General features: G+C 69.7%; 10 protein-coding genes. 7 read left to right on the forward strand and 3 right to left on the reverse strand.

All coding sequences use genetic code 11. The features are described 5' to 3' along the window. Positions 1 to 59: 59 nt before the first annotated feature. A complete protein-coding gene (locus IG99_RS28370; RefSeq protein WP_078947944.1) occupies positions 60 to 437 on the reverse strand; it encodes a WhiB family transcriptional regulator in 378 nt (125 codons plus the stop codon). Between the two features lie 97 nt (positions 438 to 534). Continuing rightward, positions 535 to 1,230, reverse strand: a complete 696-nt coding sequence (locus tag IG99_RS28375; protein ID WP_037678582.1) for a DUF1707 SHOCT-like domain-containing protein — start codon at positions 1,228 to 1,230, stop codon at positions 535 to 537. A 155-nt stretch (positions 1,231 to 1,385) separates the two neighbouring features. On the opposite strand from IG99_RS28375, the gene IG99_RS28380 reads away from it, so the two are divergent. The 4 genes from IG99_RS28380 (at position 1,386) to IG99_RS28395 (ending at position 7,848) form a co-directional block, all read left to right on the forward strand. Beyond that, on the forward strand, positions 1,386 to 3,053 hold the full coding sequence (locus tag IG99_RS28380) for a fumarate hydratase (protein ID WP_037678583.1): 1,668 nt from the start codon (positions 1,386 to 1,388) through the stop codon (positions 3,051 to 3,053). A 92-nt stretch (positions 3,054 to 3,145) separates the two neighbouring features. Next, positions 3,146 to 4,552, forward strand: coding sequence for a class II fumarate hydratase (locus IG99_RS28385; protein WP_037678584.1), 1,407 nt, complete (start codon positions 3,146 to 3,148; stop codon positions 4,550 to 4,552). Between the two features lie 82 nt (positions 4,553 to 4,634). Then, a complete protein-coding gene (fomD, locus tag IG99_RS28390) occupies positions 4,635 to 5,324 on the forward strand; it encodes a cytidylyl-2-hydroxypropylphosphonate hydrolase (protein WP_078947945.1) in 690 nt (229 codons plus the stop codon). A 280-nt stretch (positions 5,325 to 5,604) separates the two neighbouring features. Further along, positions 5,605 to 7,848 carry a SpoIIE family protein phosphatase gene (locus IG99_RS28395; protein WP_037678587.1) on the forward strand — a complete coding sequence of 748 codons (2,244 nt, stop codon included), beginning with the start codon at positions 5,605 to 5,607 and terminating at the stop codon, positions 7,846 to 7,848. A gap of 56 nt (positions 7,849 to 7,904) precedes the next feature. On the opposite strand, the gene IG99_RS28400 is transcribed toward IG99_RS28395, so the two are convergent. Continuing rightward, the gene (locus IG99_RS28400) at positions 7,905 to 10,310 is read right to left on the reverse strand and encodes a transglycosylase domain-containing protein (RefSeq protein WP_037678632.1); all 2,406 of its coding nucleotides are present in this window, start codon (positions 10,308 to 10,310) and stop codon (positions 7,905 to 7,907) included. A 243-nt stretch (positions 10,311 to 10,553) separates the two neighbouring features. On the opposite strand from IG99_RS28400, the gene IG99_RS28405 reads away from it, so the two are divergent. From IG99_RS28405 to IG99_RS28415, 3 genes are all read left to right on the forward strand, one after another. Beyond that, positions 10,554 to 11,486: an SPFH domain-containing protein gene (locus IG99_RS28405; protein WP_037678589.1), complete on the forward strand. Its 933-nt coding sequence runs from the start codon at positions 10,554 to 10,556 to the stop codon at positions 11,484 to 11,486. Further along, complete coding sequence (locus IG99_RS28410) at positions 11,432 to 11,728, forward strand: type II toxin-antitoxin system antitoxin (RefSeq protein WP_107056042.1); 297 nt, start codon at positions 11,432 to 11,434, stop codon at positions 11,726 to 11,728. The genes IG99_RS28405 and IG99_RS28410 overlap by 55 nt, the downstream gene beginning before the upstream one ends. A 105-nt stretch (positions 11,729 to 11,833) precedes the next feature. Beyond that, positions 11,834 to 12,013 (forward strand): PadR family transcriptional regulator (locus tag IG99_RS28415; protein ID WP_199815612.1); only part of this gene is annotated, 180 nt, incomplete at its 3' end.

Consider the following 12,013-nt stretch of genomic DNA (forward strand, 5'->3'; position numbering starts at 1 on the left):
AAGAACCCAAAGATGGGGCGCCCCCGGTGCGGAGGGGGCGCCCCTTCTGGCGTGTGCGGCTAACCCGCTGCGGCTATGCGATCCGCCGACCTCGCCGTCTTCTTCAGTTCGAGGTCGCGGCGTCGGCGGCGGGCGAGGACGACTCGGCGTTCGGCGGCGGTGAGGCCGCCCCAGACGCCGTAGGGCTCGGGCTGGAGCAGGGCGTGCTCGCGACACTCGACCATCACCGGACACCGGGCACAGACCCGCTTGGCGGCCTCCTCGCGGGAGAGGCGGGCGGCGGTGGGCTCCTTGGAGGGGGCGAAGAAGAGGCCGGCCTCGTCGCGCCGGCACACCGCCTCGGTGTGCCAGGGTGCGTCCTGGTCCCTTTCTCGCGCTGGCACCCGCTGGGCCGGAACAGCGGCTACCTGCAGGGACGAATGCGGCGGTTGCAGCACGGTCTACTCCTGACGACGGCTTCGCGAGCGAGAGACGATGCAGCAAGCCCTACCCGCTGTGCGCGCGCCTATGCACTGAGTTCCCAACCGCGGAGCGTCACCGGCCCAGGTGCTTGTGCACACTCCTGTCGACCTTGCGATGGACCTTGTCGAGGATGTCCGCGACGAGCCTGCCCCGCTTCGGCCTGCCCTCGATGTTGCCCAGCACGGCCCAGCCCTCGAGATAGACGACCGGGGCGTCCGGCTCGCTCGCGTCGAGCGTGTCGACCTCGAAGTTGCCCAGGACACCGCCGCCGGTGCCGCGCAGTGACACGTTCTCCGGTACGCGCACCTCGACGTTGCCGAAGACCGAGATCGCCTTGATCACGACCTGCTGGTACTCGAAGAGCGCCTCACTGAGGTCGATCTCGACGCTGCCGAAGATCGCGTACGCGTGGATACGGCGGCCCGCGCGCCAGCGGCCCTTGCGCGTCGCGCTGCTGAAGACGGCCACCACGCTGTCGTCCGGGTCGACCGGTATCGCACCGGCCGAGGGGCGGTGGGGTGCGGTGGCGGAGGCCGGAGGCGTCCGGTGGGCGGCGGGCAGGTCCCGTATGAACCCCTCCAGCTCACCGACCGTCTTGGCGGCCAGTACACCCTCGACGCGCTCGGCGTGCTCCTCCGCGTTCAGCCGGCCCTCGGCGAGGGCGTCCCGCAGGATGTCGGCGATGCGGTCACGGTCGGCGTCCGACGCGCGCAGCTCCGAGGGGCGCACCGCCGTGTCCTGCTGCTGGGCTTGCTTCTGAAGGTCCACGCCGGCAGCGTACCGAAACGCGATAGATCGCGACTACCCCTCGCGCCGTCCTACTGAGGACAACCTCACAAGCTCGCCGCCCCGCGCAGGTTCTACGCTGGTGGGCGCCCGCCAACGGAGGCGGGCACCGTCTGCCGAGTGAGGAATGGGCTGAGATGCCTGAGTTCGCGTACACCGATCTGCTCCCCATGGGAGAGGACACCACCCCCTACCGGCTGGTGACCTCCGAGGGTGTCTCCACCTTCGAGGCCGACGGGCGGACCTTCCTCAAGGTGGAGCCGGAGGCGCTGCGCAAGCTCGCCGCCGAGGCCATCCACGACATCCAGCACTACCTGCGGCCGGCCCACCTGGCCCAGCTGCGGCGGATCATCGACGACCCGGAGGCGTCCGGCAACGACAAGTTCGTCGCGCTGGACCTGCTGAAGAACGCGAACATCGCGGCCGCGGGCGTGCTCCCGATGTGCCAGGACACCGGCACGGCGATCGTGATGGGCAAGCGCGGCCAGAACGTGCTGACCGAGGGCGGCGACGAGGAAGCCCTCAGCCACGGCATCTACGACGCCTACCTGAACCTCAACCTGCGGTACTCCCAGATGGCTCCGCTCACCATGTGGGAGGAGAAGAACACCGGCTCCAACCTCCCGGCGCAGATCGAGCTGTACGCCACCGACGGCGGCGCGTACAAGTTCCTGTTCATGGCGAAGGGCGGCGGCTCCGCCAACAAGTCGTTCCTCTACCAGGAGACGAAGGCCGTCCTGAACGAGGCCTCCATGATGAAGTTCCTTGAGGAGAAGATCCGTTCGCTCGGTACGGCCGCCTGCCCGCCGTACCACCTGGCGATCGTCGTCGGCGGTACGAGCGCCGAGTACGCGCTGAAGACCGCGAAGTACGCCTCCGCGCACTACCTGGACGAGATCCCGGCCGAGGGTTCGCCGCTCGGGCACGGCTTCCGGGACAAGGAGCTGGAGGAGAAGGTCTTCGAGCTGACGCAGAAGATCGGGATCGGCGCGCAGTTCGGCGGCAAGTACTTCTGCCACGACGTGCGGGTCGTACGCCTCCCCCGCCACGGCGCGTCCTGCCCGGTCGCGATCGCCGTCTCCTGCTCCGCCGACCGCCAGGCCGTCGCGAAGATCACCGCCGAGGGCGTCTTCCTGGAGCAGCTGGAGACGGACCCGGCGCGTTTCCTGCCGGAGACCACCGACGAGCACCTCGACGAGGCCGGCGACGTCGTGAAGATCGACCTGAACCAGCCGATGGACGACATCCTCGCCGAGCTGACCAAGTACCCGGTGAAGACCCGTCTGTCGCTGACCGGTCCGCTGGTCGTGGCCCGTGACATCGCGCACGCCAAGATCAAGGAGCGCCTCGACGCGGGCGAGGAGATGCCGCAGTACCTGAAGGACCACCCGGTGTACTACGCCGGTCCGGCCAAGACCCCCGAGGGCTACGCGTCGGGCTCGTTCGGTCCGACGACGGCCGGCCGCATGGACTCCTACGTCGAGCAGTTCCAGGCGGCGGGCGGCTCCAAGGTGATGCTGGCCAAGGGCAACCGCTCGCAGCAGGTCACGGACGCCTGTGGCACGCACGGCGGTTTCTACCTCGGTTCCATCGGCGGCCCGGCGGCCCGCCTCGCCCAGGACTGCATCAAGAAGGTCGAGGTCGTCGAGTACGAGGAGCTCGGCATGGAGGCCGTCTGGAAGATCGAGGTCGAGGACTTCCCGGCGTTCATCGTCGTCGACGACAAGGGCAACGACTTCTTCAAGGACCCGGCACCGGCCCCGACGTTCACGTCGATCCCGGTACGGGGCCCCGGACTCGCCTAGTCGCATCCCGTGGTCCCCGTCCCGTGACGATTCGCCTCCGCGGGGAACAGTGATCGCATCGCGAGTGCTGTGAGACGTGGAGGTGATCGTCGATGACCGACGAGCAGGACAAGGCGGCCGAGTACCGCATCGAGCACGACTCCATGGGCGAGGTCCGCGTCCCCGCGCACGCCAAGTGGCGGGCGCAGACGCAGCGCGCCGTCGAGAACTTCCCCGTGTCGGGGCAGCGTCTCGAGCGGGCCCACATCGAGGCCCTGGCCCGGATCAAGGCCGCCGCCGCGAAGGTGAACGCGCGGCTCGGCGTGCTCGACAAGGACGTGGCCGAGGCGATCCAGGACGCGGCCGCCGAGGTGGCCGAGGGGAAGTGGGACGAGCACTTCCCCGTGGACGTGTTCCAGACGGGGTCGGGGACCTCGTCGAACATGAACACCAACGAGGTCCTCGCGACGCTGGCGAGCGAGCGGCTGGGCCGGGGCGTGCACCCCAACGACCACGTGAACGCCTCGCAGTCCTCCAACGACGTCTTCCCGTCGTCGATCCACATCGCCGCCACCGCCGCCGTCGAGCGCGACCTCGTCCCGGCGTTGGACCGGCTGGCCAATGCCCTGGAGCGCAAGGCCGCGGAGTTCGCCGACGTGGTGAAGTCCGGGCGCACCCACCTCATGGACGCCACCCCGGTGACCCTGGGTCAGGAGTTCGGCGGCTACGCGGCCCAGGTGCGCCACGGCATCGAGCGGCTCCAGGCGTCCCTCCCCCGGCTCGCCGAGCTGCCCCTGGGCGGTACGGCGGTCGGTACGGGCATCAACACGCCCCCCGGCTTCTCCGCCGCCGTCATCGAGGAGGTCGCCCGCACCACGGGCCTGCCGCTCACCGAGGCGCGCAACCATTTCGAGGCGCAGGGCGCCCGGGACGGCATCGTGGAGACCAGCGGGCAGCTGCGGACGATCGCGGTCGGCCTGACGAAGGTCGCCAACGACCTGCGCTGGATGTCCTCGGGCCCCCGCACCGGCCTCGCCGAGATCAACCTCCCCGACCTCCAGCCGGGATCCTCGATCATGCCGGGCAAGGTCAACCCCGTCATCCCCGAGGCCGTGCTCATGGTGTGCGCGCAGGTCGTCGGCAACGACGCGACCGTGGCCACCGCCGGAGCCGCCGGCAACTTCGAGCTCAACGTCATGCTCCCGGTGATCGCCAAGAACGTGCTGGAGTCGATCCGGCTGCTCGCCAACGTCTCCCGGCTGCTGGCCGACCGCACCGTCGCCGGCGTCACCGCCAACCGCGAGCGGGCCCGCGAGTACGCCGAGTCGTCGCCGTCCGTCGTCACCCCGCTCAACAAGTACATCGGGTACGAGGAGGCCGCGAAGGTCGCCAAGAAGGCGCTCGCCGAGCAGAAGACGATCCGTCAGGTGGTCCAGGAGAGCGGGTACGTCGAGCGCGGCGACCTCACGCCGGAACAGCTCGACGAGGCGTTGGATGTCCTGCGGATGACGCACCCGTGACGATTCGCGCACTCCGCACGCCCCGGCGTGAACCGTGACACGCACCGCAGCGTCATATGGCCATGGCACCTAAGATCTGTGCATGGCAGACGGCGGAACGGTGAGACGAGTGGAAGCGGTTCCTGCGGGCCACTGGGTGCCCGGGAGTCAGATCCTGTGGCGCTACCGGGAGAACGCCGGTGCGGCGTTCCACATCGCGCGTCCCGTGACCGTCGTCCGTGACGACGACGAACTGCTCGCCGTGTGGCTGGCGCCGGGGACGGAGTGTGTCAAGCCCGTGCTCGCCGACGGCACGTCCGTGCACCTCGAACCGCTGGAGTCGCGGTACACCAAGCCGCGCACGGTGCAGCGCGACCGGTGGTTCGGCACCGGTGTGCTGAAGCTGGCGCGGCCGGGCGAGCCGTGGTCGGTGTGGCTGTTCTGGGAGCCGGGCTGGCAGTTCAAGAACTGGTACGTGAACCTCGAGGAACCGCTCACCCGTTGGTCGGGCGGGGTCGACTCCGAGGACCATTTCCTGGACATCTCCGTGCACCCGGACCGTTCCTGGCACTGGCGCGACGAGGACGAGTTCGCGCAGGCCCAGCGGGACGGGCTGGTGGACGACGAGCTCGCCGAGCGGGTGCGGGAGGCGGGTCGGGCGGCGGTCGAGGTGATCCGTGCCTGGGGGCCGCCGTTCTCGGAAGGCTGGCAGCACTGGCGCCCGGATCCGTCCTGGGACGTACCGTTGCTTCCGGAGGACTGGGACCGTACGCCCGCGCATGTGTCCTCATGAGACCCTTGATGCGCCCCGGGGCAACAAACGTAGGATCGTCCTCCGCAAGGGCGCACAGCGGTAACTCCCGGAGCGAGCGCCGAGTCTGACCTGATGTCACCGAGGGGCGGCAGGACGTGAGCGACGGGTACGAGGGCAACACCGGTACGGGCTGCGCCCGGTTCACCGGTGGCACGGGAACAACCTCTGACCACGTGGGAATTCCGTTCCTGGGGCATGTATTCCGGGTATCGGGATTTCTGCGGGACCACCTGCACGCACGGCGCGCAGCCCCGGACGGATGGATTCGACACGCGTGACGGAGCACCCCATCTCCTACGAACGCCCCGAGGCGGGCGTCGACCCCACGGACCCCCGCGGGGCGCTCCTGCACACCTCCACGCCGGCGCGAACGCCCGGCGCATCCGCATTACCACCACAGAGCGCGCAGGGCGCACAGGGCGTACAGACCCGTGCCGGTGAGCCCTCCGGTACGACGACGCCGTGCGGCAAGGACGCGGAGGCGGACCCGTCCGGCACCGGAACCGGCACCGAGCACTCCCAGCCCGCGGCCGTCGCCGAGACCGACACCCACCGGCCGCGCCCCGCTCCCGAGAGCATCCCGGGCCAGCCGGACGGCGCCGAGCAGGCGCTCCCGGGCGGGGAGCCGCGCCAGGACCCCGCGGAACAGAACGACCAGGACGGACAGACCGGCCAGGACGGACGGGACGGACTGAACAGCCAGGAGAGGCAGATCGGCCAGGTCAGTCCGGACGGGCTGGACGGGCTGGAGCGGCGCACCGGGCAGGGGCTGCCGCTCGGTGGGCCCACGCCGATGCGCCGGGATGGGGACCGGCTGCGCTTCGTCGGGGCCGCGACCCGGCGCATCGCCCGTGGCATCGACCTGGACGAGATCGTGATGGGGCTGTGCCGGGCCACCGTGCCCACCTTCTCCGACGCGATCCTCGTCTATCTGCGCGACCCGCTGCCGGTCGGCGACGAACGGCCGACGGGCCCCCTCCTGCTGCGGCTGCGCCGCACCGACCGCATCCCGGCCGAACGGGACACCGAACTCGGCTTCGCGCTGCCCGCACCGCAGCCGGAGCCGTCCGACCTGTCGGCCGTCACCGCCGAACTGTGCGAGGTGCGCAACGGCGGGGCGCTCGCCGAGGTGCTGCGCGGGGTGCGCCCGGTCTTCGCCGACTCCCCGGGCGCCGTTGACGCCCTGCCCGAACTCCTGGGCGACAGCCGGGACTTCGTCGTACCCGAAGGCCAGCGCGCGATCCTCGCGCCGCTGCGCGGCCGACGCCGGGTCATCGGTGCCGCGGTCTTTTTGCGCCGTCCGGAGCGCATGGCCTTCGAGGCGGACGATCTGCTGGTCGCCGCCCAGCTCGCCACGCACAGCGCGCTCGGCATCGACAAGGCGGTGCTGTACGGCCGTGAGGCGTACATCGCCGACGAGCTCCAGCGCACCATGCTGCCGGAGACCCTGCCCCGGCCGACGGGCGTACGGCTGGCGTCCCGTTATCTGCCGGCCGCCGAGACCGCGCGCGTGGGCGGTGACTGGTACGACGCGATCCCGTTGCCGGGCAGCCGGGTGGCTCTGGTGGTCGGCGACGTCATGGGCCACTCCATGACCTCCGCCGCGATCATGGGCCAGCTGCGCACCACCGCGCAGACCCTCGCCGGGCTCGACCTGCCGCCGCAGGAGGTGCTGCACCACCTCGACGAGCAGGCCCAGCGCCTGGGCACCGACCGCATGGCCACCTGCCTCTACGCCGTCTACGACCCCGTCTCGCACCGCATCACCATCGCCAACGCCGGCCATCCCCCGCCCGTCCTGCTGCACCTGGGCGGCCGGGCCGAGGTGCTGCGGGTGCCGCCGGGCGCGCCGATCGGGGTGGGCGGTGTCGACTTCGAGGCGGTGGAACTGGACGCGCCCGCCGGAGCGACGCTGCTGCTGTACACGGACGGGCTCGTGGAGTCGCGGCTGCGCGACGTGTGGACCGGCATAGAGCAGCTGCGCGAGAAGCTCGCCGCGACCGCGCAGCTGACCGGGCCGGACCATCCGCCGCCCCTGGAGGCCCTGTGCGACGAGGTGCTCGACATGCTCGGTCCCGGTGACCGGGACGACGACATCGCGCTGCTGGCCGCGCGGTTCGACGGGATCGCGCCGAGTGATGTGGCGTACTGGTTCCTGGAGCCGGAGGAGATGGCACCCGGCCGTGCCCGGCGGTTGGCGCGGCGGGCGTTGTCGCGGTGGGGGCTCGAGGAGATGAGTGACTCGGTCGAGTTGCTGGTCAGTGAGGTCGTGACCAACGCGGTGCGGTACGCCTCGCGGCCGATCACGCTGCGGTTGCTGCGGACGGATGTGCTGCGGTGCGAGGTCGGCGACGACGTGCCGCAGTTGCCGCGGCTCAGGCAGGCTCGGGCCACCGACGAGGGTGGGCGTGGGCTGTATCTGGTGAATCGGTTGGCCAGGCGGTGGGGGGCCACTCGGCTGAGTACGGGGAAGGTCGTGTGGTTCGAGCTCAACAGAGGATGAGCAACGCCAAGGGCGCCCGGTGATGTCACCGGGCGCCCTTTCTCATGTCCTTGAGGTCACTGTTGCTCTCTGTCCTGTGGGTCCAGAGGGTCCTCCGGGCCCGACGGGGTGGGCGGGGAGGGGCTTGCCGGAGGGGACACCGGCGGGGACAGGGACGGCTTCGGTGACGACTGGGACGGGGACGGGGACGAGGAGGACCGGGACGGCGAGGGGGACGGCGACGACGGAGTCGACGAGGGCGTCTCGGACGGACTGGGCGACGCCGACGGGCTCGGCGACTTGGACGGCTGCTGGACCGCCGCGCCCTGCTTGGTCTCCAGGTCGAACTTGGTGACCTTGGTCTGGACGCCGAAGGTGTACTGCGCCCAGATCTCGGCCGGGTAGCCGCCACCGTTGATGCGACCGGGGGGCGGCGTGATGAGGCCGGTGGCGCCGGTCAGGGTGACCTGGGCGTGCGGGGGCTTGGCGTTCTCGCCGAAGAGGCCGACGGAGGTGACCAGGGTCGGGGTGAAGCCCGTGAACCACGCCGACTTGTTGTTGTCGGACGTACCGGTCTTGCCGGCGACCTTCTGGCCGTCGCGCTCGGGATTGTCGCGGACCGACAGCTTGGCCGTACCGTCGTCGACCACGCCCGTGAGCACCGAGGTGACCGAGTCCGCGGCCTCCCGGCTGATGACCTGCTCCCCGATCGGTTTGGGCTGGGTGAGCGTGTGGGTGCTGCTCTCGACCGACTTGATGAGGGCCGGGGTGACCTTCCTGCCGTGGTTGTCGAGGGTCGCGTAGACGCCGGCCATCTCCAGAGGGCTCGCGCCCATGGTGCCGAGGGTCTGCGCCGGCACCGCCTTCAGGCCGTCGGTGTCCATGCCGAGGTCCTTGGCGACCTTGAGCACGTTGTCCATGCCGACGTCGACGCCCAGCTGCGCGAAGACGGAGTTGACGGACTTGTTCATCGCCGTCTGCACGGTGACGGGGCCGTAGTCCTGGTCGTCCTCGTTCTCCGGGGCGAAGCCGATGTCGCTGCCCTCGACGGGCCGCTTGCTGGTGCCGTCGTAGATGGTGTTCGCCGTGATCGGGTCGCCGTCCTGCGTCTTGGCGTCCTCGTCGAAGGCCGCGGCGAGGATCACCGGCTTGAAGGTGGACGCGGGCTGGTAGTCCCGGCGGGTGGCGTTGTTCGTGTAGTGCTTCAGGTAGTCCTGGCCGCCGTACATCGCCACGACCGCGCCCGTCTTCGGGTCGACCGAAACGGCGCCGGGCTGGACGTTCCCGTCCACCTTGCGCTTCTTGGGGTCGAGCTTGCTGGTGAGCTGCTGCTTGACGGACTCCTCCAGCGCCGCCTGCTTCTTCTTGTCGATGTTGAGCGTGATCGTCCAGCCGCCGGCGTTGACCAGGGCCTCGGCCTGCTTGGTGTTCTCGGCGACGCCCTGGTCGATGAGCTGCTTCTCCAGGGTGTTGTTGGCCGCGTTCACCAGGTAGCCGATCTGGCCCTTCATGCCGGGCGAGGGCTTGGGCTCCTTGGGCTTCGGGAACTTCATGGACTGGCGCTCGGTCTTGTCGAGCCAGCCCTGCTCGACCATGTTGTTCAGGACGTAGTTCCAGCGCTCGGTGACCAGCCGCTTGCCGACCGGGCCGGCGGCCTGCCAGTCGTACTGGCTGGGGGCCTGGAGCAGCGCGGCGAGGTAGGCGCCCTGCTGGACGGAGAGCCGGTCGGCGTCGACGCCGTAGTAGGCCTGGGCGGCGGCCTGGATGCCGTAGGCGCCGCGGCCGTAGTAGCTGGTGTTGATGTAGCCGGCGAGGATGTAGTCCTTGGACTTCTCCTGGTCCAGCTTCAGCGAGATGACCAGTTCCTTCAGCTTGCGCGTGACGGTTTGTTCCTGCGTCAGGTAGTAGTTCTTGACGTACTGCTGGGTGATGGTCGAACCACCCTGGGCGCCCTTGCCGGAGACGGTGTTGAGCAGGCCGCGGGCGGTGCCCCTGAAGTCGACGCCGTGGTCCTTGTAGAAGGTCTTGTTCTCGGCGGCGACGAAGGTGCGCTGGACGGGCTTGGGGATCTCTGCGAGGTCGACGACCTCACGGTTGACGTCGCCGTCGCGGGTCAGGAGCGCGCCGTCGCTGTACTTGTAGACGTTGCTCTGGAGCTTTGCCTGGGCGTTCGCCGGGGGGATCGGTGTCGTCAGGTACAGGACGATGAAGCCGCCGATGCCGAGCAGGCAGACACCGAGGAACGTGCCGAGGACCTTCTTCCAGGTGAACAGCCGCCGTATTCGGCCCTTCTGCCCGGCGTTCTTCGCCGCGCCCCTGCCGGCGCGTCTCGAGGTGCCGCTCTCGGCGCTCCTCGTCGTGCCGCTCTCGGCGCTCCTCGTGGTGCTCTGCTCCGCGCCCGCGGCCCGCGACGAGCGGCGGTTCTTGGGCGCCGCGCGGCGGCCACCGCGCTGTCGCGCTCTTCTCTCTTCCGCTCGTCCCATGAGTCCGCTCTGCTCCGATTCGTTCATGTGTGCTCATGTGTCACACAGGTTCGCCCGTCAGGTCAGCTCAGAAAGCTAACACCAGGAGATGTGACAAAGGTCCGTCGATCATGTGTTTTGCGGGCGTGACAATCAGCACCCCACCCAGAGGAACCGACGGCTGAGGACGACGGAGGGTTGCTCCAGCCGTTAATGTGATATCACTTAGATAGAGCCAAGCTAGTGAACGAAACGGGGGACACCATGTCGACTCACCCATCCGACGCGCCCGACGCACCCGAGATGCCCGCCCCGCGCGTGCGGGAGTTCACCGCGCACAGCATCGGCGGCGGACTCGCCCTGCTCCTGGGCCTGCTCGGACTGGCGGCCGGGGCGGGGATGATCGTCACCGCCACGGCGGTGACCGCGACCGGCGCCAAGGCGGTGCTGATCATCCTCGGCATCCTGGTCGCCCTCGCCGCCTTCATAGCCATGTGCGGCCTCAACACCGTGGCGCCGGGCGAGGCCCGGGTGGTGCAGCTCTTCGGGCGCTACCGGGGGACGATCCGCGAGGACGGGCTGCGCTGGGTGAACCCGCTCACCTCGCGCACGAAGATCTCCACCCGCGTCCGCAACCACGAAACCGCCGTCCTGAAGGTCAACGACGCCTACGGCAACCCGATCGAGCTCGCCGCGGTCGTGGTGTGGAAGGTCGAGGACACCGCGCAGGCCACCTTCGAGGTGGACGACTTCCTGGAGTTCGTCTCCACCCAGACCGAAGCGGCCGTACGGCACATCGCCATCGAGTACCCCTACGACGCCCATGACGAGGGCGGGCTCTCGCTGCGCGGCAACGCCGAGGAGATCACCGAGAAGCTCGCCGTCGAACTGCACGCGCGCGTGGAGGCCGCCGGGGTACAGATCATCGAGTCCCGCTTCACCCACCTCGCGTACGCCCCGGAGATCGCCTCGGCGATGCTCCAGCGCCAGCAGGCCGGAGCGGTGGTCGCGGCCCGTCGGCAGATCGTGGACGGGGCGGTCGGCATGGTCGAGGCCGCGCTGGCCCGCATCGCCGAGCAGGACATCGTGGAACTGGACGAGGAGAGGAAGGCCGCGATGGTGTCCAACCTGATGGTGGTGTTGTGCGGGGACCGGGCGCCGCAGCCCGTACTGAACACCGGGACGCTCTACCAGTGACGGCACCTTCCGAGGGCACGGGCCCTCAGCGGCGGCCGCAGCAGCGCAAGCAGGTGCTGCTGCGGCTGGACCCGCTGGTGTACGAGGCACTGGCCCGGTGGGCCGGGGACGATCTGCGCTCGGCGAACGCGCAGATCGAGTTCCTGTTGCGCAAGGCCCTCAAGGAGGCCGGGCGCCTGCCGGGCGGCACCGGTCCCCTGCCCCGGCGGGGGCGGCCACCGAGCGACGACGGTGGCGTGTAGCAGAACCGTGACAATCGGCCTCCACCTGCACGGTCGTACACCACGCCACGCACTGCACACTCCGCGTATACACACCGGGTATACACCGTGTGTACTGTGCTCCTCATGTCCATCGGTCACACCCTTCTAGGGATCCTGGAAGCCGGGCCCCGCCACGGTTACGACCTCAAGCGGGCCTTCGACGACAAGTTCGGTCACGACCGGCCGCTGCACTACGGCCAGGTCTACTCGACGATGTCGCGGCTGCTGAAGAACGGGCTCGTCGAGGTCGACGGGATCGAGGCG

It is taken from the genome of Streptomyces griseus subsp. griseus, from assembly GCF_000720255.1.
GTDB classification, from domain to species: domain Bacteria; phylum Actinomycetota; class Actinomycetes; order Streptomycetales; family Streptomycetaceae; genus Streptomyces; species Streptomyces griseus_I.